Raw genomic sequence first — 25,538 nt, forward strand, 5'->3', positions numbered from 1 at the left:
GTATCCAAGGCAGGCCGGGACACGTTTCGACGCCATCGCGCGCACGCCAGGACACATCGCAGATACGCCCGGGACGTTTACTGCACACGTCGGCTGAGCCACAGCCATCGCGTCCATCCTGCAGGAGTCCCGTCATGCGTTCTTCCATCATCTCCCTCCCCTTCCGCTTCGCTGCCATCGCACTGGCCATCGGACTGGCCGGCGCAGCCGATGCCGCTGCCGCGTCGAATCCGCCAACGCCTGCCGCCGCAGCGCAGGACGGCCAGCGCACCGCGCCGGACGGCACGGCCAGCGGTGTGGACCGGAACGTCGACTATCCCTCTCAGCTGGGCCCGGAAGGCCCGCGCTCCGGCGGCACCGCCAGCCTCGCGGCCGCGCACCGGACGCCGGACGGCGCCGCCCTCGCGCAACAGCCGGCGGCGCGCTGATCACCCCATCGCTTACGGCCCCATCCATCCAAGGAGATGTCCATGTCCGCTTCGATCGATCAGCAACGCCGCAAGTTTCTCGGTGCCGCCGCGCTGGGCCTGGCCGCCGCACCCTTCGCAGGCTCCGCGTTCGCCGGGTTGTCCTCGTCCGTCGGCGCCACAGGCGAGCCGGCGAAGAAGCATGCCGCCGCCGGCCGTACCTCCTTCGCCCGCATGAAGCGCATCCGCGCCGGCGTGCTCGACGTGGCCTACGCCGAGGACGGCCCGGCCGACGGCACGCCGGTGTTGCTGCTGCACGGCTGGCCTTACGACATCTACAGCTATGTCGACGTCGCACCGATCCTCGCCGCGGCCGGCTATCGCGTGATCGTTCCCTACCTGCGCGGCTACGGCGACACGCGCTTCATTTCCGCCGACACCCCGCGCAACGGCCAGCAGGCCGCGCTGGCCGCCGACGGGCTGGCCCTGCTCGATGCGCTGAACATCAGGCAGGCCATCGTCGCCGGCTACGACTGGGGCGCGCGCACCGCCGACATCATGGCCGCGCTGTGGCCGGAGCGCTGCAAGGCGCTGGTCTCGGTCAGCGGCTATCTGATCGGCAGCCAGGCGCTCAACCACGATCCGCTGCCGCCCAAGGCCGAGCAGCAGTGGTGGTACCAGTTCTACTTCGCCACCGAGCGCGGCGCGGCGGGCTATGCGAAGTACACGCACGACTTCGCCCGGCTGATCTGGGAAACCGCCTCGCCGCAGTGGGCTTTCGACGACGCCACCTTCGCGCGCTCCGCCGCCGCGCTGGACAACCCCGACCACGTCGCCATCACGCTGCACAACTACCGCTGGCGCCTGGGTCTGGTCGAAGGCGAGGCGCAATACGACGCATGGGAGAAGAAGCTCGCCGAGCTGCCGCCGATCACGGTGCCGGCCATCACGCTGGAAGGCGACGCCAACGGCGCGCCGCATCCGGAGCCGGCCGCCTACGCCAGGCGCTTTGCCGCCAGGTACGAGCACCGCACCACCAAGGGCGGCATCGGCCACAACCTGCCGCAGGAAGCACCGCAGGCTTTCGCGCAGGCCGTGCTCGACGTCGCGCGCTTCTGACCGGCCACCACGAGGGAATCGCCACGATGAACACCTTGCACGCCCTCGCCTGCATGGGCGCACTGCTGGCCGCCGGCACTTTCGTCGCCGCGCATCCGGATACGCGCAAGGCCTTGCCCGCGGCCTCGCCCATCTACGGCGTCACCTTGCCCGAGGGCTATCGCCAATGGGAGCTGATCGCTCCCGCACTGGAGGCGGCGCCGCTCGACGAGATCCGCGCGGTGCTCGGCAACAAGACCGCCGTCGACGCCTACCGCCGTGGCGCACAGCCTTTCCCGGACGGCACCGTGCTGGTCAAGCTGGCGTGGAAGCAGCAGGCTTCCGCCGAATTCGCCACCGCCACCGTGCCGGGCGCGCCGACCACCGTGCAGGTGATGGTGAAGGACTCGAAGAAATATGCGGCGACCGGCGGCTGGGGCTACGGACGCTTCGTGGACGGCAAGCCGGTGGACGAAGCGCAGCATCGGACCTGCTTCGCCTGCCACGAGGCGCGGGCCAAAGCGCACGACGATGTATTCACCCGCTATGCGCCTTAAGCACGGCGCGGCGGGAAAAGCATACCGCGCCATGCGGCAAAGGCCGGGCAACGGGGCAAGACTTTCTGGCTACATGGGAATTGCCGGGTAAGCGGCCAGGACGCAGGCTGAAGGCCAATGGACGCAAGCCAGCGCCGTCCTCCACCCACCATCTTGGGAAGCCTGCCCATGCACGGATACCGCCTCAGCCTGATGCTCGCCGCCTGCACCTGCGGAGCGGGATCGACGCATGCCGGACAGACGCTCCGTTCCGATCCCCATCCGCAGGCGGCGGCCCGGCAACCGCCTTCATTGACGCCGAAGCCGCGCACGGCGGCATTCGATCCCCTGCCGCTCAGCTCCGGACCGGCGATCGTGGACCTTACCGAAATCTATTCCTTGCTCACGACCGAGCCGGCGAATGCAGCCCGTGCGCGGCTGGCGAGGCGCGCGGTCGACAGCTCGCGCGCCGTGCCGGCCATCGAGAGTCCGCTCGACGTCGCCCTGGTCGATGCGCGGCGGCTCGGCGATACCAAGGTGCGCGACGAGACGCGCGCGCTGTTCGACGCCGGCATGCCCGTCGCTGTTTTCACGCCACCGGCGACGGCTGCCGAGGAACGAAGCCACGCCTCCGGCTTGTTCGGCATCGCCTCCGAAGCCGATCTGGCCATCTATACGAAGAAGCCCGATCGCGGCGTACGGGTGTTCTCCACCCACCTTGATGCACACCCGGGACGCCCTCCCAAAGCCGCCAGAATCCTGCGCTTCGAGCAGACCATCGCCGAATACCTGGCCGCCATGGCCGATCAGCGTACGAGCACCGTACTGCAACGGCAGGTCCGCCAGGCCGGCGGGCCGGCACATCCCGACCACCTTCCGCTCATCGAACTGGCCGACACCCATTTCGGCGACAGTGGCCAGTACCTGACCCGCGAGGTCGCGGTCATTCGCGATTCGACGGCAAGCAGGGACCAGTTCCAGGTCACCGTGAAAACCTCGGGCCTGATCCAGGGCGGCAGCGACCAGGTCTCGCAGCAATGCCACGCGGCGGTGCGGAAATGCGCATTCACCTCCGCCTACATGGTGCACGTCCTGCTCGACTATGGCGGCAACAAGCAGCCGACCATGCTGCAGGCCTTCCCGGAAACCACCGGCCTGACCAGCATCAGCCATAACCAGAATCTGTCCAGGACCACCAGCTACGGATTCAACCTGGACGTCGCCGCCGAAGCCGCGCTGTCGGCCACGCCCAGCGCAACCATCAAGACCAGCTTCGGCTACAGGCACGGCAAGGAACACGCGAAGTCGACCGCGATGAGCTTCGAGGTAAAGGACTATGCCACCGTGCAAGAATCCACGCGGCTGCCGGAGAACAACGTGCTGCAGAACACCTGGTCGTACAGGATCGAAGAGAAGGCGATCCAGGCCCTGGTCGGCGACGGCACCACCACGCCCACGATGCGGCAGTTCGCACCGCAGTCCTACAGCCTGTGGACGTTGAATGCGGCGCGCGCGAAAGGCGATATCCGGATTTTCGCGAAGACCTCGGTGTACCAGCGCAACCTGCACGCGTTCTCTTCCGTGCATGCGTTCAGGGTATCGGCGCCGGCCCTGCGCATCGACCTGGACTCGCCCTACCTGCACCGCGAACCCGTGGTGATCCTGCAGTCCAAGGAAAATGCCGGCCGCTGCCTGGTCAACGACGGCAACGGCGCGGCGCTGCCCGGCGCATGCAGCCGCGCTCCCGGCGACAAGGCCGGACAGTGGTACCTCGATGCCTTCGACCGCTATGTGAGCCGCCTCGACCAGCGCTGCCTGACGGTGCACGAACAGGGCGAGCTCCAGGTGGGACTGGCCGACTGCGGCAACGGTGCGCATCAGAAATGGTACTGGGCGGCAGACCGCATCAACTCCAAGTACAACGGAGGCGACAGCGGATGGCGGCTGTTCGTCGACGGGGACACGGTGAAAGCGCGCATCGATCCGCAACGGCAGCAGGTTCTCCCCAACAACCCCCACCACGCGCTGCTCGATCCCTGGTCCACCTATCCCGGCGCACCCGTCGCCGGCGCGACCATCGCAACGCTCAGCGGCATCCAGCCGCAGGTGCCGGATGCTTGGGTCCGCACCTATCGGGACGTTCCATCGACCGAGCGCTGGGAGCCGCTGGCGCTGCGGCAATACAAAGAGCCTTAGCGCTTTATCCGGACACCGGCTCAGGCCAGGCGGGAACCGCGGCGCAGCGGACGCGTGCGCAGGCCGCAGGCATGAGATGCGCCGCGTACCGGCGGGTGTCGTTCCACTCCAACCTCAGGAACCAGCTCATGTCCAGATATCGCCTGCCTTTGATTCTCATCGCCTGTACCACAGGCGCGGGATCTGTCCTCGCCTGGCAAGAACCCAGGCTCGATTCGTCAACGGCTGCCTACAGCAAGCAGCCGCTGGCGGATCGTCCCGCCATGGTGAATCTGACCGAGATCTATACCCTGCTCACCGCCACCACCGAGGCGGATGCCCGCGCGCGACTAAGCAAGCAGACCGGCAAGAGTTCGCGGCGCGCCGCATCCGTCGCCGGCTCGCACCAGGTGGCTTTCATCGACGCACGCCGGCTCGCGGACGACAAGGTCATGGAGGAAACGCGGGCGCTGTTCGACGCGGGCATTCCCGTCGCCGTCTTTGCGCAGCCTGGACTGCCCGCGGCGGAGCGGAGCCAGGCCGCCCGGCTGTTCGGAGCGGCCTCCGGCGCCGACCTGGCCATCTATGCAAGACAGGTGGGCGACGGCGTGCGGACCTTCTCCACAGACATCGGCAAAAGCCTGCACTACCCCGACAAGGCCAGGCACATCCAACGCTTCCAGCAAGCGGCGGCGAACCATCTCGACAGCCTTCCCGCACTTGACCGCGCACCCGCACGATCGAGCAGGACCTCGACCACCAGCAACGGAAGCTCGGCGCATCTGCCGATCTACGAATTCACCGACACCACCTATGGCAAAGACAACCAGTACCTTACGCGCGAGATCACCGTCGTGCGCGATTCGACGGCGAGCAAGGACGAATTCAACGTCATCATGAAGACCTCCGGACTCATCAACGGAGGGAACGACCTGGTTGCGTCGGGCGGCTACACGGCGACTTACCACGTCGATGCCGAGCTCCATCATCTCAAGGATGCGAAACCGACCACGCTACGCGCCTATCCGGAAACCACCGGCGTCACCGACATCAACTTCAACCGCGACGAATCCAGGGCCACGAACTACGGCTTCAACATGGAGGCGTCGGCGGAAGCCACCTTCTCGCTGACGCCAAGCGCGACGGTCAAGACCAGCTTCGGCTTCAACTACAGCAAGAACCACTCCAAGTCGACGTCGATCGCCTTCAGCGTCCAGGACTATTCCACCACCGTGGGGGCCAGTTCCTCGTCGGGAAAAACCGCCCATTCTTGGAAATTCGATCTCTCCGAACAGGCCCTGGCGTCTTTCAGGAAGAACGGCGCGACGCCGGCCATGAAACAGCTGGCGCCGCAGACTTACAGCGTGTGGACGCTCAAGGCGTCGGAGGTCCAGCGATCGACCATCACTCTCGTCGCGCGGTCCGGCGTCACCCAGAAGGGATCGTCCATACGCAAGGCCGATCGCGTGATCACCGACAGCCTCACGGTCAATCTGGACTCGCCCTACCTGCATCGCGAGCCGGTCGTCCTGCTGCGTTCCCAGGCCGACGCCGGCTACTGCCTGGTCAACCGGCTCGACGACAAGCTGGTACTCGGTGCATGCACGACGGTACCGGAGCGCAAGGTCCAGCAGTGGTACATGGATGCCGCCGGCAGATACGTCAACCGCAGCGATGGCAAATGCCTGACCGTCCAGCCGGACGGCGACGAACACATCAAGCTGGCCGACTGCAAGAGCGATGCGACCCAGGAATGGTACTGGTCGGCCGACCGCATCAACTCCAAGTACAACGGCGGCGACAATGGATGGCGGTTGTTCGTCGACAAGGCCGCCGTCGGCGAGTCGGTGAAAGCGCGTATCGATGTCGAAAAACAGCAGGTCATTCCAAACAACGTCAACTACGTGCTGCTCAATCCCTGGTCTTCCTACCCGGATGCCCCTACCAGCGACGACACCATACCGGTGCTCCAGGGCGGCATCGCGACCAAGGTTCCAGGCACCTGGGCAACCACGTACAACAGCGTCTCCTCAGGCGACCGCTGGGAACCGGAACCCTTGCGCCAGAACTGGGGAACGTGAAGCGCCGCCGCGACATCAGGACTGGTAGTCGAACACGTGCTCGTTCGCCGCGTGCTCGTAGACATGCGCGGCGATGGCCAGGTCGATCACCGCCAGCCCCACCGGCACCGCGAGCACGCGCTGCTTGCGGCGCCGGATGCCGCCCTGCGCGATCGCCTCGCCCAGCTCGACGCTGTCGAACAAGGACAGATCCACCGAGCTGGGCTCGCCCAGCCGCTTCAGGGCCGCACGGCGCTGGTCGTAGAGGATCAGGTCGATCTGGCCGAGGAAACGCGTACCCAGGTCCAGGAAACCGTTGGCGCCGACCACGCAGGCGCCCTCTTTCAGGCGCACGCCGTCGAGCAGGCCCTGGCGCGAACTGGTCGACACCAGAATGATGTCGGACGAGGACAGCACCGCCGGACTGTCGGCCACCGGAAAGGCGATCGGCCGGTAGCGCTCCGCGAACTGGCGGGCGAAGCGCCGCGTGCGTTCGCGGTTCCTGCCGATGACGTGCACCGTGGTCAGGCGCGGCATCCTCGGCAGCAGGTATTCCAGTGCATGGAAGTTGTTCTCGCCCGGACCGATCACCGTCAGCACGCGGCTGTTGCGATCGGCAGCGTAGTAGGCGCACATACCCGTCGTGATACCGGTGCGCCAGCTGTTGATGTAGCCGCCATCCATCACCGCCAGCGGATAGCCGTTATCCGGATCGTTGAGCACGATCATGCCCATCGCGGCGGGCATGCCCCGGGTCGAGTTGTCCGGGCTGACGCTGGCCCACTTGATGCCGACATAGCCCTTCAGCGGAAGGTAGGCCGGCATACTGTTGATGAATTGCAGCTTGTGAGGATCCTGCCCAAGGCGCAGGGAGAATTTCGGATGATTCTCGATGCTTCCGTCAGAAATCCCCGCGTAGATTTCCTCAAGAATTTCGATCGCGATGTCATGGATCATGGCCTTGCGCACCGCGCTCCGATTGATATGTCGCGTTGCCATCACGGGTAGTACTCCTATCTCCATCTAGCCGATGGCCCGAACATACGGACAACGCAAGCCGATAGGCAGCTTGATCATTCCTATTGGACATCTCCTAAATTCTGGCTATCGGGTGCATGGGCCAGCTCCGTGCGTTCATCGGCAGGCACGCGGAAATCCCATGTTTTCATTCGGTCGATCGCGATTTTTCGCCAGCCATGCTGGAGCTCGTTTGGAGGATCATTCCGTAGGATTTCTACGAGCTCACCGGATAGCCTCTTAGTGAGAAATCCATCGCAAATCGACGCAGGCATTCCAGCGGCAGCCTCCAGAAACTTGTTGGAAAAATGGCTTCCGCACACTTTTCAGACAGATCGCAGCTGCACTGGACGGTAAGCCATCCCCATCGGGACAAACAGGCATGGAACGAAAGCAAGCATGACGAGCAGGCTGAAAACGCAAAGACCATGACCCTCGGTCTCTGCGCCATCCCAAGGAAACCAAGCCATGCTCAAACTTCGCCTGCCCTTGATGATCGCCGCATGCACGCTCGGCACCGCATCCATCCATGCCGCAGTTGCATCCCCATCCACCCACGGATTCCAGGCCATCTCCGCCGACCCCGCTCCGCTGGCCAGCCGTCCCGCCATCGTCGATCTCTCCGAGATCTACGCCCTGCTCACACCTGTTTCGAAGGCCACGACGCGCGCCTCGCTGGCCAGGCGTTCGATCACCGCGTCCAGGCCACGCCAGCCAGCCACCGCCCGCTCGACGTCGTTCTGATCGACGCCAGGGCGCTGGAGTACAACAAGGCACTGGATGAAACCAGCGCGCTGTTCGATGCCGGCCTGCCGGTCGCTGTTTTCACCCCCGCGGGAACCTCCGCCGATGCGCGCGGCAAGGTCGCCAGGCTGTTCGGCGCGGCTTCCGAAGCGGACCTGGCCATCTATGCCAGGAAACCGGGCGGCGTACGCGTGTTCTCCACCGACGTCGACCGGAGCCTCGCCTATGCCGACACGGCGGCGCGCGTGCGGCATTTCCAGCAGGCCGTGGCGGACCACCTCGCCGCCATCGAACGCGGCGGCAAGCTTCCCGCGCTGGAATCGCGGCAAGCCAGGCAAGCCACCGGCAACGGCAGCAGCCCCGATCATCTGCCTATCGTCGAATTCACCCACAACGTTCGGCAGCGGCGAGCAGTCGCTGACGCGCGAAATCACCGTGATCCGCGACTCCACGGCCAGCAAGGATCAATTCAACGTGATCATGAAGACGTCGGGGCTGATCAAGGGCGGCGCAGACGCGGCTCCCCAATGCCGCCCCGTCGCTTGTATCGGATACACGCAGTACTACCTTGTCGACGCCATGCTCGATTACGGCAGGAACGCCCAGCCCACCGTGGCGCGCACTCTTCCGGAAACCACCAGCAGGTGCCGAGGGTCGCGGCGCCGCGGCCGTCGTTGATCAGGCAGCGGCCGGCGTTTTCCTTGGATTGCAGGATGACGACCGGTTCGCGGTGCAGGTAAGGCGAATCGAGGTCGATGGTCACGGCACTGGTTTTCACCCTGACGACCGGGCCGGAGGATCGGCCAAGGCCATTCCTCTGCACCAACGACGAGGTGGCGGCGAGCTTGAACCGAAGCTCGGCTTGATCGCCGCCGCCGGATTGCCCGCCAGGGCCTTCTCCGCATCCGCACCGAGGTTGAAGCCGAAACTGGTTGTCTCCGATTCGGTGTGGTTGTAAGTGGGATCGGTCCTGCAGCAGGGACATCACCCGCCGCGCCGGACAGTGGTACCTGGACAGCTTCGACCGCTATGTCAGCCGCCTGGACGGACGCTGCCTTGCCGTCAACGAGCGCAACGCCCGCCTGGTGGAAGTGGTGGCGTGCAACGACCGCAGCACGCAGAAGTGGTACTGGGCCGCCGACCGCATCAACTCCAAGCTCAACGGCGGCGACAGCGGATGGCGCCTGTTCGTTGACGGCAATGCGGTGAAGGCGCGCATCGACCCGAAGCGGCAGCAGGTCATTCCCAATAACCCCAACCAGGTGCTGCTCAATCCCTGGTCCACCTACCCAGGCGCGCCGGTCGCCGGCGCCACCATTCCCACCCTGGGCATACCGCAGCCGCAGGTGCCCGAAGCCTGGGTGCGGACCTTCAGGGACATTCCCTCGACCGAACGCTGGGAGCCGGTCGCGCTGCGCCAGTACAAGGAGGGCTGAGCCTTCACCCGGAGCAGCCCCGCGAGGGCTGCTCCACCTCCCCTCACGATCTTCCGCTTGACGGAACCCCGTCCCTGCCCCTAATTTCCCCGCCGCTGGTGGTTTTCATCCTTTCATCGCGATGAAAGGATGCAATTAAAAGGGAAGCCGGTGCGGCCTTACGGCCAATTCCGGCGCTGCCCCGCAGCGGTGTGTGGAAACGACCCTCGTCAACAGCACTGGCCAGTGGACTGGCCGGGAAGCGGCGAGCACTAGGCGAGGCGCCTGCGCCTCTCGTCCACGAGCCCGAAGACCTGCCCCGGCCGGAAGGCGATGAGCTTTCTGTCTGACCTGGAGCTTCCGCGGGGAAGCGGCTGGGGCTGCGCGCCATGCTCACGCCATGGCCGTCCGCTCCTGCGCGACCCTGCGCCAGCCCGGTTCGCCCGCGGGGGCGAAGGTCGCGCGCATGTCCGCGGAAGCTTCGCGGCCATGCGCTTCCTTCGTTCCTCATTCACCACGAATCGAGGAAATGCAGCATGAGCACCGTTACCAATCTCGGCTTCCCGCGCATGGGTGCGCGGCGCGAGCTCAAGCAAGCCCTGGAAGCCTACTGGCGCGACGAAGCACTGCGCCCGCAGCTGCTGGACACCGCCCGCCAGCTACGCGAACGCCACTGGCAACTGCAGCGCGAGGCCGGCGCGCACGTCGTGCCGTGCAACGACTTCTCGCTGTACGACCACGTGCTCGACACGGCCTTCCTGCTCGACGCCATCCCCGAACGCTACCGCGCCCTGGCCGACGCCGACCCGCTGGCCGGCTACTTCGCCATGGCGCGTGGCACGCAGCGCGCGGGCCTCGACCTGCACGCGCTGGAAATGACCAAGTGGTTCGACACCAACTACCACTACATCGTCCCCGAACTGCATGCCGCGCAAACCTTCCGCCTGCGCGACGACAAGCCGGTGGCGCAGTTCCTCGAAGCGAAGGCGCTGGGCCATGCGGCGCGTCCGGTGCTGCTCGGTCCGGTGAGCTTCCTGCTGCTGTCCAAGACCGCCGACGGCAGCGACCGCCTCGCCCTGCTCGAACGCCTGCTGCCCGTCTACGCCGAACTGCTGGGCAGGCTGCGCGAAGCCGGCGCCGAATGGGTGCAGATCGATGAGCCCTGCCTAGTACTCGATCTCGACGAAGACGATGCCGCGGCCTATCGCCAGGCCTATGCCGCGCTCGCCGCCGCCGCGCGGCCGAAGCTGCTGCTGGCTACTTATTTCGGCGCCCTCGGCGACAACCTGCGCCTCGCGCAGGAACTGCCGGTCGACGGCCTGCACGTCGACCTGGTGCGTGCGCCGGCCCAGCTCGATGCCGTGCTGGAGACGCTGCCCGCCGAACGCGTGCTGTCGCTGGGCGTGGTCGACGGCCGCAACGTGTGGCGCGCGGACCTGGACCGCGCCATGGCCGTGACGCGCGTGGCGATCGAACGCGTGGGCAAGCAGCGCGTATGGCTGGCGCCGTCCTGTTCGCTGCTGCATGTGCCGGTGGACGCCGCGCTGGAGAAGTCGCTGCCGTCCGACGTGCACGCCTGGCTGGCCTTCGCACGGCAGAAGCTCGAAGAACTGCGCACCGTGGCCGACATGTGCAAGGGCGTGGTCACCGCCTACCCCGCGCTGGAACGGGCGCGCGAGCTGATCGCCGCGCGCCGGGCCTCGCCCAGGGTGCACCGCCTGCAGGTGGCGCAGCGCCTGGCCAACCTGGATGCCGCGGACGCGCACCGCCGCTCCACCTACGCCTTCCGCCGCGCGAAACAGCAGCAGCGCTTCGACCTGCCGCTGTTCCCCACCACCACGATCGGCTCCTTCCCGCAGACTCACGAAGTGCGCGAGGCGCGCGCCCGCCACAAGTCCGGCCAGCTTTCCACCGCGGACTACGACGCGCTGATCGCCGCGCAGACCGCCGCCTGCGTGCGCTTCCAGGAGGAGATCGGCATCGACGTGCTGGTGCACGGCGAGTTCGAGCGCAACGACATGGTCGAATACTTCGGCGAGCAGCTCGACGGCTTCGTCTTCACCAGGCATGGCTGGGTGCAAAGCTATGGCTCGCGCTGCGTCAAGCCGCCGATCATCTACGGCGACGTGCAGCGGCCCGAGCCGATGACCGTGCGCTGGTCCACCTATGCGCAGTCGCTCACCAGGCGGCCGATGAAGGGCATGCTCACCGGCCCCGTCACCGTGCTGCAGTGGTCCTTCGTGCGCGACGACCAGCCGCGCGCCACCACCTGCCGCCAGCTGGCGCTGGCCCTGCGCGACGAAGTGCTGGACCTGGAGACGGCCGGCATCCGCATCATCCAGATCGACGAACCGGCCCTGCGCGAAGGCCTGCCGCTGCGCCGCGCGGACTGGACCGGCTACCTGGCCTGGGCGGTGGAGAGCTTCCGCCTGGCCGCCGCTGGCGTCGCCGACGACACGCAGATCCACACGCACATGTGCTACTCGGAGTTCAACGACATCATCGAGGCGGTGGCCGCGATGGATGCCGACGTGATCTCGATCGAGACCTCGCGCTCGCGCATGGAACTGCTCGATGCCTTCGTGCGCTTCCGTTATCCGAACGAGATCGGGCCCGGCGTGTACGACATCCATTCGCCGCGCGTACCGGACGTGGCGGAGATGGTCGGGCTACTGGAGAAGGCCAGTGAAGTGCTGAGTCCGGAGCAGTTGTGGGTGAATCCGGATTGCGGCTTGAAGACGCGCGGGTGGGATGAGACGCGCAGGGCGCTGGTGGCTTTGGTCGAGGCGGCGCGGGTGATGCGCGAGCGGGTTACCGCGGCGGTGTGACGTTCCGCTTTGCTCCCTCTCCCCTCCGGGGAGAGGGCTGGGGTGAGGGGCCGGGCGGAGCGGTGCGCTGAGGGTCGAGAAAGCCAAAAGCTTTTCTATTCTTCGTAGAAGCGCTACCGCAAGCACCCGCCCCTCATCTGCCTACCGGCATCTTCTCCCCGGAGGGGAGAAGAGTTCCGTATCGCGACGCTCCCTTTCAATTGCCCTCGCTTCGCCCCGATCCGCACACAGCATGGCCGCCGCCAGATCGCGCCCTCGGTTTATCGTCCCGCACTTGCACACAAGGATCGAAGGAACCCCGATGCAAACCACTTCCAAAGGCTGGGGCAGCGGCCTCCTCGGCGTCGTGATCTTCAGCGGCTCGCTGCCGGCCACACGCATCGCCGTGATGGGCTTCTCGCCCTGGTTCCTCACCTCCGCACGCGCCGTCATCGCCGCCGCGCTCGGCCTGCTCCTGCTCCGCGCGCTGCGCGAGAAGCGCCCTTCCCGCGGCGACCTCGTCTCGCTCTCCATCGTCGCCATCGGCGTCGTGCTCGGCTTCCCGCTGCTCACCGCACTGGCCTTGCAGCACATCACCTCCGCGCAATCGATCATGTTCATCGGCCTGCTGCCGCTGTCCACCGCCGTCTTCGGCGTACTGCGCGGCGCCGAGCGGCCGCAGCCCGCGTTCTGGCTGTTCTCCGGACTGGGCAGTCTCGCCGTCGCCTCGTTCGCCCTGCTGCAGGACGGCGCCATCTCGGTCGAAGGCGCCTTGCTGATGGTGGGCGCGATCCTGCTGTGCGGCCTGGGCTATGCGGAAGGCGCCGCGCTGTCGCGCCGGCTCGGCGGCTGGCAGGTGATTTCCTGGGCCCTGGCCCTGGCGATGCCGGTGATGGCCGCCATCGCGGCGGCGACCCGGCCGGACAGCTGGGCGGGTATCGCTGCGCCAGCGTGGATCGGCCTGGCCTACGTATCGGTCTTCAGCATGCTGGTCGGCTTCGTGTTCTGGTACCGCGGCCTCGCGCTGGGCGGCATCGCAGGCGTCGGCCAGCTGCAGCTGCTGCAGCCGTTCTTCGGCCTGGCCCTGGCCGGCCTGCTGCTGCACGAACCCGTGGCGTGGACGATGGTGCTGGTCACCGTGCTGGTGGTGCTCTGCGTCGCGGGCGCCAAGCGTTTCGCCTGAGCCGTCCCGCCACCGTCGAAATTAATTCACATAGAGTGCCGGCAGCGCGCAGTCCCCTGAAGCCGCTCTCGCCGATCAGCCGCGATCCGCGTCGCCGGCCATCTGCCGGAAGTGTTCGTTCGCGCGCGCCGTCATGCGCGGAAGCTCGGCTGCGAGGAATTCGATAAACGACCGGACGGCGGGCACCATGCCGCGCCGCGACGGGAACACGGCATGCAACTGGTGCGCGGCGATGCGATGGCCGGGCAGCAGCTGAATCAGCCGTCCATCCGCGATCGCTTCGCCGCAAAGATTGAACGGCAGCTGCGCCACGCCGATGCCGGCCATGGCCGCCTGCTGCAGCAGATGGACGTCGTCGGTCACCAGCGCCGGCGCATACTCGATATCGATCGTGGCGCCGTCCGGCGCCGCCATGCGCCAGCGCGGACGCTCCGCTCCCGCGCCTCCCGGCCCCACTCCGGCCACGCCCTGCAGCGCGGCGGCGGAAGCAAAGGGGCCTCGCTCGCGCACGAAGGACGGACTGGCCGCGAGGACCTGTTCGCTCAGGCCGAACGTGCGCACGACCAGGCTGGAATCGTCCATCGCCGTACGGATGCGCAGCGCGACGTCGTAGCCTTCGCCGATCACATCGACCCGCCGATTGGTCAGGTCCAGTTCCAGGCGCACGTCCGGATGGGCGCGAAGAAATTCGCCGAGGACCGGCGCAAGAAAAAGATGCGCCACGCCGACGGGACAGCTGACGCGCAAGCGACCCGACGGCTTCTCGCCCGCCCGCTCGGCCACTTCCATGGCGGCGCGCGCGGCTTGCGTCACCGCTTCGCATTGGGCATGGAACGCCGCGCCCACCTCGGTCACCCGGACGGCACGGGTCGAGCGCTGCAGCAGCCTGACTCCCAGGCGGCGTTCCAGCTCCGCCACGCGGCGGCTCAGGCTCGACTTGGGCATGCCCAGCGCTCTTGCCGCACCGGAGAAGCCGCCATGCGTGACGACGGCGGCAAACAGGACCAGGTCATTCAGATCTTCCACCACGTGCTCCATGACGGTTGCGCCAGGGCGTTCCACCCGTGGAACGAAGCTTACCGATTTGCCCTACTAATGGAGCACGGCGCCGGCCATTAGCTTTACGCCACACCTGAGCCGGAGAACGCCATGCAAGTACTTCATCTCGATTCGAGCATCCTGGGCGACGCATCCGCTTCGCGCACTCTCAGCGCCGCGCTGGTCGCGGCGATCCAGCGCCGGCATCCCTTGGCCCGCGTGGTCTACAGGGACCTGGTGGAGGAGCGCATCCCGCATCTGGATGGCGCCACGGCGGCGGGATTCCGTCCCTCCGGCATCGATCGCTTCGATGCCGCCACGCTCGCCGAGCACGCGCGCTCGGAAACGCTGGTGAGCGAATTCGTCGCCAGCGAGCTGATCGTCATCGGCGCGCCGATGTACAACTTTTCGGTGGCTACCCAGCTGAAAGCGTGGATCGATCGCGTGACACAGCCGGGCCGCACGTTCAAGTACACGGAGCATGGGCCCGTGGGACTCGCCGGCGGCAAGACGGTCCTGGTCGCCTCCACGCGCGGCGGCATGTATTCCGAAGGCCCCGCGGCCGCCATGGATTTCCAGGAGGCATACCTGCAGGCCATGTTCGGTTTCATGGGCATCGGCGACGTGCGCATCGTGCGTGCCGAGCGCCTTACCAGGGGCGGCGAGATCCGCGCCGCCGCGCTGCAGGCCGCGCATGAAGCGATCGGCCGGACGTTCGATCCCGCCGCGGCCGCCTGAGGAGTCCACCATGCTTTATGTCGTCACACTTACTTATCTGCGTGCTCAGCAAGACATCCAGGCGCATCTCGGCACGCACCGGGATTGGCTGATCGAACACGCGCGGGCCGGGCGCATCATCGCGGCCGGTCCGCTGGAAACCGGCGATGGCGGAGCGATCCTGGCGCACTGCGAAAGCCGCAGCGAGCTGGACGATATGCTGGAGCGCGATTCGTTTCGCGTGCACGGCCTGGCGCAATACGGCGTGCAGGCTTTCGATGCCGCCCTGCGCGCCCAGGCCTTTCCTGCGGCCTGGGCGCCGGCAGCAAAAGCTCCATGAGGCCGATGACATGCAGCGGGGCGTGCGGGTTACCACCTCGTCAATAGCGATAGGAGTCAATCGCGCCGACTCAGAAGGCTGGCATCGAACCGGGTGGGATGATCCTGCTTCAAGGCCTCGATCTGCCGGTCTACGTCAGCATCTTTCAGGAGAATGACGATATGGGGCTTGGCATCCTCGAACGTATTCTGCGTCCGCTTGACGACGCGCACGAGGTGATAGCCGAAGCCCGTCCTGATCGGCTGGGAAACTTCATCTTCCTTCAGCGCGGCTATACCCAGGGCGATCTCGGGCAGCAGATGACGCGAAGCTGTTTCGGGCAAGACCCCATCGTCGGCCTTGGAACTCAGATCGTCGGTTCGCTGCTCGATGAGCTTTGAAAAATCCTGGCCCGCCCGCAGCTGGCGCCTGAGCTCCTCGGATTGCGCGCGCGCCTCGGCTTCGCTTAGGTCTTTCTGCCCCTGCCGCAGCGGGATCTCGGACCCGTGGTAGCGAATCACCAGGTGCTGCAAGGTGTAGTCGACGAAGTCACCGGCATGCGCGTCGTAATAACGCTTCGCCTCATCGTCGCCTACCTGGGCGGTGCGGTAGAGCTCATCCCGGGCGGCATTTGCAAGCACGCCCTGACGAAGCCATTCAATCTTGCTTCGGACATCCGGATCGTTTTCCAGATGCCGCGACGCAGCCAGACCCGCCAGCAGATGCATCTCGGAAAACTTCTTCGCAAAAGCCGCCGGGTCGTCGACAGCCGCTGCTTTGATCTGAGGCGGAGTGCCGTCCATGACCTGCTGGAACTGACTTGAAGTCCATTGTTCCTTACCTATGGAGAGCACGACGGCATCCTGCCCCGTGCGCGAAAGAACCTCTGCGGAAACGACCACCAGCGATGCAGTGGCAACTAGTGAAAGCAAGGCGCGACGGCTGGACATGCAGGAATCCTGAATTTCTTTCAAAAAGTGCGCCGCTCGGGACCTCCCTGGGCGGCGCAACGGCGGCAGCAGGAGCAGGAAGCCGCTACTGCATCAAGTAGTTCCCATTACGAAGGTTCTTCTTCTGCAGGTCATCAAGCATTTTTCCGGGTTCATCGGTGGTGATGAAATCGAAGCGCTTGTACCCAAGACCGTACAGGAAGCTCCAATCCCATCGATCCACCCGGCTGTCTCCATAGCGAACCGTATTGAGCCGGTAGCAGCACTGCCCGGTGTTCTTGAAAAACGCCATGTTCTCGCCCGTGCCCGCAGATGCTCCCGGGTCGGCGATGGGATTGAATATGCCAACCGCATGCCGGTCATCGCCCACCGCGGTGTAGGCCTTCTGCAGTCTGCCGTCGGGCTGATTCAAGTTGACCTCGACGCCCAAGGTGTAGTCCTTGTGCATGTACGACTGCTCCACGTCCAGCAGATTCTTCATCTTGTCCAGCATGTTGTTGGTGATCACAGGCAGGCCGAGGAAAGGCTCATATTTCCCGGGCTTTCCATGCGGGTCTGCCCACGTGTACAGATCCGCCTCCAGGTCCGCCGGATTGGGATAGGTGGTCATGTTGAACTTGACCGCCACCCAGTTGCGGGCGAGGGATCCCCGATGGTCGACATGATTGTTCATCAGCTGCCACACGGCTTTCATGGAGGCACGATCCTTCACATCGAGCACCAGGATGCCGTTGGAGCCGCCCTCTTTGTAGTAATCCAGAAGCTGCGCAAAAGCCGGAACGGCCTCATCGGAGACGTTCTTTCGATCCGGCGTAAGCAGCTTCGTTCGTTCGATCGTACCGAACCAGTTGGTCTGATCGACGCGCGGATTCACGCCCGTGCCGCCGTAAGGATCGAACTTCTTGCCGCCTTCGACCTGATAGATGTTGGTGGTACGTCCAAGCGTAAAATCGTGCATCAAGATCGGGATCCCGTCCTTGGTCATCTTGATGTCCACCTCCGCCGCCTCGAAGCCGGTGCTTAATCCCGCGAGCACGCCATACCAGGAATTTTCCGGCATCCCGGTCCAGCTGGCGCTGACATTGGCGCCACAGGAGTTCGATGTGCCCGGGTGGCTTCCCCACCAGCCGCGGTGCGCAATCACGATCACCATGCTTGGATAGTTCGCCAGATTTCGCCAGGTCGAAATGATCCTGTCGTTGTTATAGACGCACGGCCCGGACGCCGCGGCGGCTTTCCCCGAGTACAGCCCGATGGCGACAGCGGCCATCAGAAGACAGGTAAGACCACGCATTGCCGTTCGTGTTACTCGTTGTTTCATATCCGTCCTTCGAAAAGTTGATCGCGATGTTGTTGCGGCTGACGAACCCTGCGTCTCATCGAGCGCCCAAGGGGGCCTCATCAGTATTTATAACTAATGGTGATAAAATGTTTCCAGCATATGACCCTCGCCGCTCGCAGCGAAAATTGGCCTAAAGTGACCAATCAAAAAGGGGTTCGATGGCGCGCTGTCGCAAGTCCCGTCAAAATTTATTCACATAAAGTGATTAAATTGCCCGGCAACGCATGGACGGTCCATGCCGGGGAATCGCATCCATGGGCTTCGACGCAAGATCCCGCCGCGCCAGCGCGCGCCACGGGCAGCTTTTCGCACTTACCGCGCTGGCGCTGGCCGTGGGCCAGGTCGGAGCGCAGAGCGCGCCCACGCCGGCCGACGCGGTCGCGCTGGATGGTGTGCAGGTCACCGGCAAGGTGCTGTCCACCGAACAGGCCATGGCCGAGAAGCGCGCCGCGCCGGGCATCTCCGACGGCGTATCCGCCGACGAGATCGGCTCGATTCCGGACTTCGGCCTGGGCGAAGCGGTGCAGCGTATCCCGGGTGTGGCCATGACCATCAACAACGGCCGCGGCGAGGCGCAGTTCCTCAACCTGCGCGGCCTCAACCCGGACTACAACGCGGTGAGCGTGGACGGCGTCGCCCTGCCCTCCACCGAGACCACCTCGCGCAATGTTTCGCTGGACGTGCTGCCGTCTTCGCTGGCGCGGCAGGTGAGCATCTACAAGACGGTGACGCCCGACATGACCGGCAACGCCGTAGGCGGCATCACCAATCTGCGCACGCGCAGCGCGTTCGACTCGCCAGGCCTGTTCGCCGCCGGTCGCGCTGACCTGGCCCACTGGGACAACCGGCGCGTGGTTGCCGATTCCAGGCCCTCCGGCCAGGTCGAGGGGACGCTCAGCAATACCTTCGGCGCGGATCGGCAATTCGGCTTCGTGCTGTCGGGCAGTTACTTCCGCCGCGACTCCTCTTCGCTCGACACCGCGATGGACAGCGATGGCTACTACCGCTACACCGGCGGCACGCAGACCCTGTCCTCGCTGCGCCAGAACGCGGCCGGCACCGGTTCCACGCTGAAGCCCTCGGACGATCTCGACGGCCTCGCCGCCGTGCCGGACCGCCACCGCTGGCTCACCTACGACAACGTGCGCACGCGCCAGGCGCTGTTCGGCAAGTTCGAATACGACAACCACCAGAACCTGCAGGCGCATCTCACCGCCGGCTATTTCCAGCACGAGAACGACGAGCAGCGCCGCACGCAGTTCCTCAACCGCGTCGGCCCGGCCACGCTCGATTCGCCCACCACGGGCAGTTTTGCCAAGGGCTCGGCGCAGGCGGACTACGACCATTACGACCAGGTGCGGCGCATCCAGTACCTGGAACTGGGCGGCAGCTACGAGCCGGCCGAGCGCAGCCAGCTCGACCTGGTGGCGAACTACGCCGCCGGCAGCTATCGGCAGTCGACCAAGGAAGACGTCTTTACCAGCGCGGCCTCGTCGAAGCTTGGATTTGCCTATCGCGCAGTGCCGGGCGACGTCGCACTGTTCTCCCCCGCCAATCCGGCTTACTTCCTAGACCCGGCCAACTACGCGCAGACCAGCTACCTGTCGCGCATGGAACGCAGCCGCTCCGGCCTGCTCACGCTCAAGGCCGACTTCACCCACAACCTGCAGGAAGACGCCAGCGGCTGGGGCTACAAAGCCGGCGTGGAGCACCGCAACCTGCAGCAGCGCTATGGCCTGGACGAAACCGGCTATGTGCCGACGCGCAATGTGTCGCTCGCGGCCATTGGCACCGAAGACACGCGCTTCCATCCTTACGACGGCGCCGGCCAGAGCATGCTGCTGATCGATCCGGACAAGGTCGATGCCTATGTCGCCACGCATCCGGATGCTTATGCGCTCGCGACCACCAATGCGCGCAACAGCGCGATCGGCGACTTCAACATCAAGGAAGCGATCGACAGCGCCTACGTGATGGGCGGCTATCGCGACGATACCTGGACGGCGCTCGGCGGCCTGCGCCATGAGGATACGAAGCAGACCGTGCAGAACACCCTGCCCTCGCCGCTCAACAGCCTTACGCAGTTCGCCAGGCAAAGCGTCGAGCGCAGCTACGGCAAGCTGCTGCCTTCGGCCATCGCCACGTATCACCTGGCTCCGGACCTGCTGCTGCGCGCTGGCGCCAGCCAGACGCTGGGCCGCGCCACCTATGCCGCGCTGGCGCAGAACAGCACGCCCTCCGTCAGCCCCGCCGCCGGCACCATCTCGCAGACGCTGGGCAACCCGCAGCTGCGGCCGCGCCAGTCGACCAATCTCGATCTGTCGCTGGAGTGGTATGCCACGCGCGATGCGATGGTGTCGCTGGCGCTGTTCCAGAAGGACATCAAGCACGAGATTGTCAATTTGAGCAGCACCACCACGCAGACCAACCCCGGCGGGCTGAGCGGCACCTGGCAGGTCACCACCACCCAGGCGCAGAACGCCAGCACCGCCAAGGTACGCGGCCTGGAGCTGGGCCTGGCCGACCTGCATTTCGATTTTCTGCCGGCGCCGTTCGACCGCTTCGGCGCCACCTTCAATGCCACCTTGCTGGATATGGACGGCCCGGCCATCGCCATGAACGACGGCAGCCGCCGCACCCTGCCGATGCTGACCGGCGCCGCGCGCAGCCTCTTCAATGCCTCGCTGATGTACAGCGACGGCGCCTTCAGCGCGCAGCTCAGCGCCAACCGCACCGGCAAGATGCCGATCAGCTTCGCCACCGACAACCCCGCCAACGACGTGTACTACGCGCCCCTGCAGACCTATGACGCGCAGCTGCGCTACGCCGTCGACCGCCATCTCAGCTTCCTGGTGCAGGGCAAGAACCTGGCCAATGCGCGGCCCACGCGCGTGATCGGCCCGGGCCAGGCGCTGATCAAGGAAGAGCTGGACAACGGCCGTGCCTATTTCCTCGGAGCTACCTATGCGTTCTGATTTCCGCCGCGCCGTCCTGGCCGCCTGTCTTGCCGCAACCGTCGCCCATGCGCAGGAAGCCGCACCGCCGGCCAAGGCCGCCGTGCCCATCATTCCCGTCATCGCCGACGCCACCTGCTGGAACGCGCAACCGCACGATGTGTTGGCCGCGCTGCGCCTGTGCGCGCACAAGGGCCTGCAGGCGGTCGCGCTGCCGGTGCGCTCCGGGCCGGGCGGCGCGCCTTACGCGGCATCGAGCTACGCGCAAACCGCATGCCAGCCCGGCGCCGATTGCGTAGCGCTCGCCGATGCACTTGCGCTCAAGCCGGCGCCCGCCCTGGTGCTGCAGACCTCGCCCGCGCTGCTGGACGAGGTGCAGGCCGCCGTGCTGCAGGCCGACGCCGCCGCCCGAGTACAGGTGCAGCCCATGCTCGACCGCCCCATCGGCGACGCTGCGCCCGACACCTTCGCACCGGGCCTGAGCTATTGGCATATGGCGCGCAATGCACCGCGCCCGATGATGGTGCACGTGCTGGAAATCGACCTGACCACGCCGGGGTTGTCGTTCGTCACCACGCCGGGCGTGCCCGACGGCGCAAGCGAGTTCGTGGCCGAAAAGACCTCGTCGTTCGCCCGCCGCGAACAGCTCACCGCCGCGATCAACGCCACCTACTTCCTGCCCTTCGACGGCGGCCACCTGCTGGACAAACCCTACGTGCCCGCCGCCGGCCAGCCGGTGACGGTGGACGGCGTATCCATCGCCCGCGGCCACCTCGATTCCGGCTATGCCAGCGGCGACCCGCGCTCGAACGGCTCGCTGTGCATCCAGGGCCGGCACGTGGCGATCACGCTGCACACCTGTCCGGCCGGCACCACCGAAGCGGTCGGCGCCGGCCCGGTGCTGATGCTCGGCGGCAAGACGCAGGCGCTGGAACCGAAGCGCCGCGACTATTACCTGCAGACCGAACCGCGCACCGCCATCGGCCTGGACAAGGCGCGCCGGCGCATGTGGTGGGTGGTGGTGGACGGCCGCCAGGCCGGCTACAGCGAGGGCATGACCCTGCCCGAGCTCACCGCGCTGCTGCGCGAGCTCGGCGCGGACGCGGCGATGAACATGGACGGCGGCGGCTCCTCCACCATGGTGCTGCGCCGCGGCGGCGAGCCGGCCGTGGTCAACAGCCCGATCCATACCGGCGTCCCCGGGCGCGAACGCCCCGTGGGCAACCATCTGGGCCTGCGCATCGACGCGGTGCCATGAAGCGGCAACCGGCGGCGCGCACGATGCGCAGTTCAGATCCCGCCGCCGGTTGCCGTATCCGCATGTCGCCTGCCGTCCTGTCCATCGCCACCCGCTCCGGCCGCGCCGCCTCGCCCGCCGTGCTGATGACGGCGATCGTGCTGTTGCTGGGGCTGCATCCCACTGCCATGTATCTGTACCTGCCTGCGCTGCCGGCACTGCAGGCGACGCTGGGTATCGATGCGGCGCAGGCGCAGCACACTCTGGCGGCAGCGGTGGCAAGCTTCGGTATCGGGCAATGGCTGTGGGGCATGCCCACCGACCGCTGGGGCCGCCGTCCGGTGCTGCTGGCGGGGCTGGCCATGTTCCTCCTTGCCAGCATCGGCCTGATGAGCACGCGCGAGTACGGCCTGTTCCTCGCCTGCCGCGCCGCCCAGGGCCTGGGCGTGGCCGCCGCCGGCGTGGCCTGCCGCGCGATGCTGCGCGACCTGCATGCGCTGAACGACCGCGTGCACCATTTGTCCGTGGCGTTCTCGTGGCTGGGCGTGATCTCGCTGCTGGGTCCGCCGGTGGGCGCCTGGCTGTACGCGCAGGCGGGCGTGCAGGCGACGCTCGCGGCGATCGCCGCTTTCGGCGCGGCGGCCCTGCTGCTGGTCGGCGCGAAGATCGGCGAAACGCTGCCTTCGGTCGGCCTGCCCACGGCTTGGCCGCCGGGCGCGTGGCGCGCCATGCTGCGCCACCCATCGTTCCGCCACTACACCGGACTTACCGCGAGCAGCTATGTCGGCCACTACCTGTTCCTGGCCGGCTCCTCGTATGCCTTGATCGTGCGGCTCGGCATGTCGCCGCAGCGCTACGCCCTGGTGCTGGCCGGCGGCTCGCTGGTGCATATGGCCGGCACCTTCGTCTGCCGCCGCTGGCTGCACCGGCTGGGCCTGCGCGCCACGCTGGCGCGCGCGGCCGCGCTTACGCTCGGCGGCGGCGCGGCCATGACCTTGCTGGTGCTGCTGGGCGTGCACGCCGCCTGGGCGATCATTGCGCCGCAGTGCTTCTACGTGTTCGGCCACGCCATCCACCAGTCCTGCGGACAGGCCGCGGTGAGCGAACACTTTCCCGAACGCGCCGGCACCGCTTCCGCGCTGTCCGGCGTGCTGCTGGCGGTGCCGGCCGCCCTGGCCGGCTGGCTGCTGGCCGCCTCGATGGAGCACTCGGACCTGCCGATGGCCGCCAGCATGGCCTTGTGCGGACTGGCCACGGCGTGGATCGCATGGCGTCCAGGCCAAGGCCCGCTACCATAAGTCCGTTGACCCGAAGGATTCGCTACACGCTCATGGCCGCACCCACGCCGTTCGCCCGCCAGCTGCATCCGGACTTCCTGCGCGATGCCGACAGCAGCGTCGCTGTCTCCGCCAACGAGCGCGACCTGCTCGACCTGGTGCGCCGCCTCGGCACCACCACGCGCGCCGACCTGGTACGCGCCACCGGTCTTACCGCGCAGTCCGTGATGCGGCTGGTCGACGAGCTGGTCGATCGCGGCATGCTGGAGCTGGGCGAAACGCGCTCGCAAGGGCGCGGCAAACCGGCCGCGGCGGTGACCCTGGTGCCTGGCTATGCGCATGCGATCGGCGTATCGATCACCACCGATTCGATCGCGCTGGCGCTGATGGATTTCGCCGGCAACGTGCTCGGCCAGCACCAGGAGCCGATGCGCGCCACCGGTCGCGCCGCGCTGCTGCGGCGGATCCGCACGCTGGCCGAGCGGCTGCTGCGCAAGAGCGAGGTGGACGAGGACAGCGTGTTCGGCGTGGGCCTGGGCCTGACCGGCTTCTTCGTCGGCGACGGCTCCAAGGTCAATCCGCCCGATCCTTTGGAAGGTTTGGCGCTGCTCGAGGTAGATGCCCTGCTCGCCGACGCGATGGGCCATCCGGTATGGCTGGACAACGACGGCAGTGTCGCCGCCATCGGCGAAAGCCTGCATGGCGTGGGGCATCGCTATCGCGACTTCGCCTACTTTTATTTCGGCCACGGCTTCGGCGGCGGCCTGATCATGGACGGCCGCTGCGCGCGCGGCGCGCATGGCAATGCGGGTGAATTCGCCGGCATGCTGCCGGCGCTGGGGCTGGAGCGCGCCGCGCTGGAAACGCTGCGCGCGATGCTGGTGAAGGATGGCGTCGCGCTGGCCGACATCCAGGCGCTGGTCGAGCACTACGACCCGCGCTGGCCCGCGATCGAGCGCTGGATCGAACGCGTGGCGCCGGGGCTTTCGGTGATCGCCTCGGCGGTGGTCGCCATCGTCGATCCGCAGGCCGTGGTGCTGGGCGGGCGCATTCCGACGGATCTCGCACAGCGGCTGATGCCGCGCATCGCCATCGACAACGTGTCGCGGCGCGGGCGCGCGCGCCCGCAACCGTCAATCGTGCTGGCGGAGGCGCCGTTCGATGCGGTGGCCTTGGGCGCGGCGAGCCTGCCGTTCAAGGAATGCTTCTTTCATTGAAGCCGCTCCATCCCGCCCCGGGCTTCCCGCGGGCCAGGCTCACCCGCCTGGAGCATGGCCAAGAAGAGCGGCATCGAAGGTCGTCGGATGGGCTTGCTTCAAGGCCTCGATCTGCCGCGTGACTTCTTCGTTCTTCAGCAGAATCACGATATGAGGCTTTGCATCCTCGAACGTATTCTGCGAGCGCTTCATGACGCGCACGAGGTGATAACCGAAGGTCGTCCTGATCGGCTGGGAAATTTCATCCTCCTTCAGCTTGGCGATGCCCAGCGCGATCTCGGGCAGGAGATTGCGCGAAGCCGTTTCCGGCAGCACACCATCGTCGGCCTTGGAACTGAGATCGTCGGTGTGCTGCTCGACGATGGCCGAGAAGTCCTTGCCGGCCATCAGCTGCTTGCGCAGCTCTTCGGATTGCGCGCGAGCCTCGGCCTCGCCGATGTCCTGCTGCCCCTGCCGCAGCGGGATGTCGGACGCGTGGTAGCGGATCACCACGTGCTGCAAGGTGTAGTCGACGAAGTCGCCGGCATGCGCATCGTAATAGCGCTTCGCCTCATCGTCGCTTACCTGTGCGGTGCGATAGAGCTCATCGCGGGCGGCATTGGCAAGCACCCCCTGGCGAAGCCACTCGATCTTGCTTCGGATATCCGGATCGTTTTCCAGATGCCGCGATGCGGCCAGGCTCGCCAGCAGATGCATTTCGGAAAACTTTTTGGCGAAGGCCGCCGGGTCGTCGACAGCCGCCGTTTTTATCTGCGGCGGGGTGCTGTCCATGAGCTGCCGGAACTGGCTTTGCGCCGCTCCGGAGCTTCCGCGGCAGCGCACCGGCGTCGAAAGAAACGGGAAGCCGCTATTGCATCAGGCAGGTCCCGTTGCGGAGATACTTCTTTTGCAGGTCATCGAGCGTTCCGAGCGCCTTTTCATATCCACCCTTCAGAGAGTAATTGCGTTATTGCGTCCAGCCGGCCCGCTGCTTCGGGCGCGTCCGATGCCGCTATATTTATAACGCAAAGTTACAAAATACTTTCCTGAAAATGGCGAGCGCGGT

General features: G+C 66.3%; 22 protein-coding genes and 1 riboswitch. Of the genes, 15 read left to right on the plus strand and 7 right to left on the minus strand.

Features of this window, described 5'->3' with window-relative positions:
* The first annotated feature begins 134 nt into the window (after positions 1-134).
* From ISN75_RS12040 to ISN75_RS12060, 5 genes are all read left to right on the plus strand, one after another.
* The gene (locus ISN75_RS12040) at positions 135-428 is read left to right on the plus strand and encodes a hypothetical protein (protein ID WP_343820292.1); all 294 of its coding nucleotides are present in this window, start codon (positions 135-137) and stop codon (positions 426-428) included.
* Positions 429-470: 42 nt separating this feature from the next.
* On the plus strand, positions 471-1,526 hold the full coding sequence (locus ISN75_RS12045) for an alpha/beta hydrolase (RefSeq protein WP_343820294.1): 1,056 nt from the start codon (positions 471-473) through the stop codon (positions 1,524-1,526).
* A gap of 26 nt (positions 1,527-1,552) precedes the next feature.
* Complete coding sequence (locus ISN75_RS12050) at positions 1,553-2,062, plus strand: cytochrome P460 family protein (protein WP_343820297.1); 510 nt, start codon at positions 1,553-1,555, stop codon at positions 2,060-2,062.
* A 168-nt stretch (positions 2,063-2,230) separates the two neighbouring features.
* On the plus strand, positions 2,231-4,237 hold the full coding sequence (locus ISN75_RS12055) for an RICIN domain-containing protein (RefSeq protein WP_343820299.1): 2,007 nt from the start codon (positions 2,231-2,233) through the stop codon (positions 4,235-4,237).
* 128 nt (positions 4,238-4,365) lie between these two features.
* Complete coding sequence (locus ISN75_RS12060) at positions 4,366-6,297, plus strand: RICIN domain-containing protein (protein ID WP_343820301.1); 1,932 nt, start codon at positions 4,366-4,368, stop codon at positions 6,295-6,297.
* A gap of 15 nt (positions 6,298-6,312) precedes the next feature.
* Here the strand turns inward: ISN75_RS12060 and ISN75_RS12065 are convergent, their stop codons facing one another.
* The 3 genes from ISN75_RS12065 to ISN75_RS12075 all read right to left on the minus strand — a co-directional run bounded on the left by ISN75_RS12065 (position 6,313) and on the right by ISN75_RS12075 (position 8,498).
* A complete protein-coding gene (locus tag ISN75_RS12065; RefSeq protein ID WP_423385059.1) occupies positions 6,313-7,275 on the minus strand; it encodes an ornithine cyclodeaminase family protein in 963 nt (320 codons plus the stop codon).
* Between the two features lie 344 nt (positions 7,276-7,619).
* Positions 7,620-7,904: a hypothetical protein gene (locus tag ISN75_RS12070; RefSeq protein ID WP_343820305.1), complete on the minus strand. Its 285-nt coding sequence runs from the start codon at positions 7,902-7,904 to the stop codon at positions 7,620-7,622.
* A gap of 18 nt (positions 7,905-7,922) precedes the next feature.
* Positions 7,923-8,498: a hypothetical protein gene (locus ISN75_RS12075; RefSeq protein ID WP_343820306.1), complete on the minus strand. Its 576-nt coding sequence runs from the start codon at positions 8,496-8,498 to the stop codon at positions 7,923-7,925.
* Between the two features lie 107 nt (positions 8,499-8,605).
* Between ISN75_RS12075 and ISN75_RS12080 the strand changes: the two genes are divergently transcribed.
* From ISN75_RS12080 to ISN75_RS12095, 4 genes are all read left to right on the plus strand, one after another.
* On the plus strand, positions 8,606-8,995 hold the full coding sequence (locus tag ISN75_RS12080) for a hypothetical protein (RefSeq protein ID WP_343820308.1): 390 nt from the start codon (positions 8,606-8,608) through the stop codon (positions 8,993-8,995).
* Positions 8,970-9,473, plus strand: a complete 504-nt coding sequence (locus ISN75_RS12085) for a hypothetical protein (protein ID WP_343820310.1) — start codon at positions 8,970-8,972, stop codon at positions 9,471-9,473. The genes ISN75_RS12080 and ISN75_RS12085 overlap by 26 nt, the downstream gene beginning before the upstream one ends.
* 81 nt (positions 9,474-9,554) lie before the next feature.
* Positions 9,555-9,788: riboswitch (cobalamin riboswitch) on the plus strand.
* 200 nt (positions 9,789-9,988) lie between these two features.
* Positions 9,989-12,280: a 5-methyltetrahydropteroyltriglutamate--homocysteine S-methyltransferase gene (gene metE, locus ISN75_RS12090; protein ID WP_343820312.1), complete on the plus strand. Its 2,292-nt coding sequence runs from the start codon at positions 9,989-9,991 to the stop codon at positions 12,278-12,280.
* A 301-nt stretch (positions 12,281-12,581) separates the two neighbouring features.
* Positions 12,582-13,442: a DMT family transporter gene (locus ISN75_RS12095; RefSeq protein WP_343820314.1), complete on the plus strand. Its 861-nt coding sequence runs from the start codon at positions 12,582-12,584 to the stop codon at positions 13,440-13,442.
* Positions 13,443-13,517: 75 nt separating this feature from the next.
* Here ISN75_RS12095 and ISN75_RS12100 read toward each other — a convergent pair whose 3' ends face one another.
* Complete coding sequence (locus tag ISN75_RS12100; protein WP_423385060.1) at positions 13,518-14,468, minus strand: LysR substrate-binding domain-containing protein; 951 nt, start codon at positions 14,466-14,468, stop codon at positions 13,518-13,520.
* Positions 14,469-14,591: 123 nt separating this feature from the next.
* Here ISN75_RS12100 and ISN75_RS12105 point away from each other — a divergent pair, with 123 nt between their 5' ends.
* On the plus strand, positions 14,592-15,218 hold the full coding sequence (locus ISN75_RS12105) for an FMN-dependent NADH-azoreductase (RefSeq protein ID WP_423385061.1): 627 nt from the start codon (positions 14,592-14,594) through the stop codon (positions 15,216-15,218).
* A gap of 10 nt (positions 15,219-15,228) precedes the next feature.
* On the plus strand, positions 15,229-15,537 hold the full coding sequence (locus tag ISN75_RS12110; protein WP_343819860.1) for a YciI family protein: 309 nt from the start codon (positions 15,229-15,231) through the stop codon (positions 15,535-15,537).
* A 56-nt stretch (positions 15,538-15,593) separates the two neighbouring features.
* Here ISN75_RS12110 and ISN75_RS12115 read toward each other — a convergent pair whose 3' ends face one another.
* Entirely contained in the window at positions 15,594-16,466 is an 873-nt protein-coding gene (locus ISN75_RS12115; RefSeq protein WP_343819862.1) for a foldase protein PrsA, read from the minus strand.
* A gap of 85 nt (positions 16,467-16,551) precedes the next feature.
* Positions 16,552-17,760, minus strand: a complete 1,209-nt coding sequence (locus tag ISN75_RS12120; RefSeq protein WP_343819864.1) for a glycerophosphodiester phosphodiesterase family protein — start codon at positions 17,758-17,760, stop codon at positions 16,552-16,554.
* Between the two features lie 302 nt (positions 17,761-18,062).
* Between ISN75_RS12120 and ISN75_RS12125 the strand changes: the two genes are divergently transcribed.
* The 4 genes from ISN75_RS12125 (at position 18,063) to ISN75_RS12140 (ending at position 24,493) form a co-directional block, all read left to right on the plus strand.
* The gene (locus tag ISN75_RS12125; protein ID WP_343819866.1) at positions 18,063-20,783 is read left to right on the plus strand and encodes a TonB-dependent receptor; all 2,721 of its coding nucleotides are present in this window, start codon (positions 18,063-18,065) and stop codon (positions 20,781-20,783) included.
* Positions 20,773-22,020, plus strand: coding sequence for a phosphodiester glycosidase family protein (locus ISN75_RS12130; protein ID WP_343819868.1), 1,248 nt, complete (start codon positions 20,773-20,775; stop codon positions 22,018-22,020). The genes ISN75_RS12125 and ISN75_RS12130 overlap by 11 nt, the downstream gene beginning before the upstream one ends.
* 62 nt (positions 22,021-22,082) lie before the next feature.
* Entirely contained in the window at positions 22,083-23,297 is a 1,215-nt protein-coding gene (locus ISN75_RS12135) for an MFS transporter (protein WP_343819870.1), read from the plus strand.
* A gap of 32 nt (positions 23,298-23,329) precedes the next feature.
* Positions 23,330-24,493 carry an ROK family transcriptional regulator gene (locus ISN75_RS12140; RefSeq protein WP_343819872.1) on the plus strand — a complete coding sequence of 388 codons (1,164 nt, stop codon included), beginning with the start codon at positions 23,330-23,332 and terminating at the stop codon, positions 24,491-24,493.
* A 39-nt stretch (positions 24,494-24,532) separates the two neighbouring features.
* Here ISN75_RS12140 and ISN75_RS12145 read toward each other — a convergent pair whose 3' ends face one another.
* The gene (locus tag ISN75_RS12145; RefSeq protein WP_343819874.1) at positions 24,533-25,264 is read right to left on the minus strand and encodes a peptidylprolyl isomerase; all 732 of its coding nucleotides are present in this window, start codon (positions 25,262-25,264) and stop codon (positions 24,533-24,535) included.
* Positions 25,265-25,538 lie beyond the last annotated feature (274 nt).

Origin of the sequence: Dyella marensis (genome assembly GCF_049532885.1) — a bacterium.
GTDB lineage: Bacteria > Pseudomonadota > Gammaproteobacteria > Xanthomonadales > Rhodanobacteraceae > Dyella_D > Dyella_D marensis.

Excerpts from the sequence above, each read along its gene's own strand:
- ISN75_RS12050 (WP_343820297.1), top strand. The coding sequence starts at position 1,553 with ATGAACACCTTGCACGCCCTCGCCTGCATGGGCGCACTGCTGGCCGCC.
- ISN75_RS12055 (WP_343820299.1), top strand. The coding sequence starts at position 2,231 with ATGCACGGATACCGCCTCAGCCTGATGCTCGCCGCCTGCACCTGCGGA.
- ISN75_RS12115 (WP_343819862.1), bottom strand. The coding sequence starts at position 16,466 with ATGTCCAGCCGTCGCGCCTTGCTTTCACTAGTTGCCACTGCATCGCTG.
- ISN75_RS12130 (WP_343819868.1), top strand. The coding sequence starts at position 20,773 with ATGCGTTCTGATTTCCGCCGCGCCGTCCTGGCCGCCTGTCTTGCCGCA.
- ISN75_RS12145 (WP_343819874.1), bottom strand. The coding sequence starts at position 25,264 with ATGGACAGCACCCCGCCGCAGATAAAAACGGCGGCTGTCGACGACCCG.
- ISN75_RS12060 (WP_343820301.1), top strand. The coding sequence starts at position 4,366 with ATGTCCAGATATCGCCTGCCTTTGATTCTCATCGCCTGTACCACAGGC.
- ISN75_RS12140 (WP_343819872.1), top strand. The coding sequence starts at position 23,330 with ATGGCCGCACCCACGCCGTTCGCCCGCCAGCTGCATCCGGACTTCCTG.
- ISN75_RS12045 (WP_343820294.1), top strand. The coding sequence starts at position 471 with ATGTCCGCTTCGATCGATCAGCAACGCCGCAAGTTTCTCGGTGCCGCC.
- metE (WP_343820312.1), top strand. The coding sequence starts at position 9,989 with ATGAGCACCGTTACCAATCTCGGCTTCCCGCGCATGGGTGCGCGGCGC.
- ISN75_RS12110 (WP_343819860.1), top strand. The coding sequence starts at position 15,229 with ATGCTTTATGTCGTCACACTTACTTATCTGCGTGCTCAGCAAGACATC.
- ISN75_RS12095 (WP_343820314.1), top strand. The coding sequence starts at position 12,582 with ATGCAAACCACTTCCAAAGGCTGGGGCAGCGGCCTCCTCGGCGTCGTG.
- ISN75_RS12105 (WP_423385061.1), top strand. The coding sequence starts at position 14,592 with ATGCAAGTACTTCATCTCGATTCGAGCATCCTGGGCGACGCATCCGCT.
- ISN75_RS12070 (WP_343820305.1), bottom strand. The coding sequence starts at position 7,904 with ATGGCGGGACGGCTGGCCAGCGGAGCGGGGTCGGCGGAGATGGCCTGG.
- ISN75_RS12040 (WP_343820292.1), top strand. The coding sequence starts at position 135 with ATGCGTTCTTCCATCATCTCCCTCCCCTTCCGCTTCGCTGCCATCGCA.
- ISN75_RS12125 (WP_343819866.1), top strand. The coding sequence starts at position 18,063 with ATGGGCTTCGACGCAAGATCCCGCCGCGCCAGCGCGCGCCACGGGCAG.
- ISN75_RS12065 (WP_423385059.1), bottom strand. The coding sequence starts at position 7,275 with ATGGCAACGCGACATATCAATCGGAGCGCGGTGCGCAAGGCCATGATC.
- ISN75_RS12120 (WP_343819864.1), bottom strand. The coding sequence starts at position 17,760 with ATGCGTGGTCTTACCTGTCTTCTGATGGCCGCTGTCGCCATCGGGCTG.
- ISN75_RS12135 (WP_343819870.1), top strand. The coding sequence starts at position 22,083 with ATGTCGCCTGCCGTCCTGTCCATCGCCACCCGCTCCGGCCGCGCCGCC.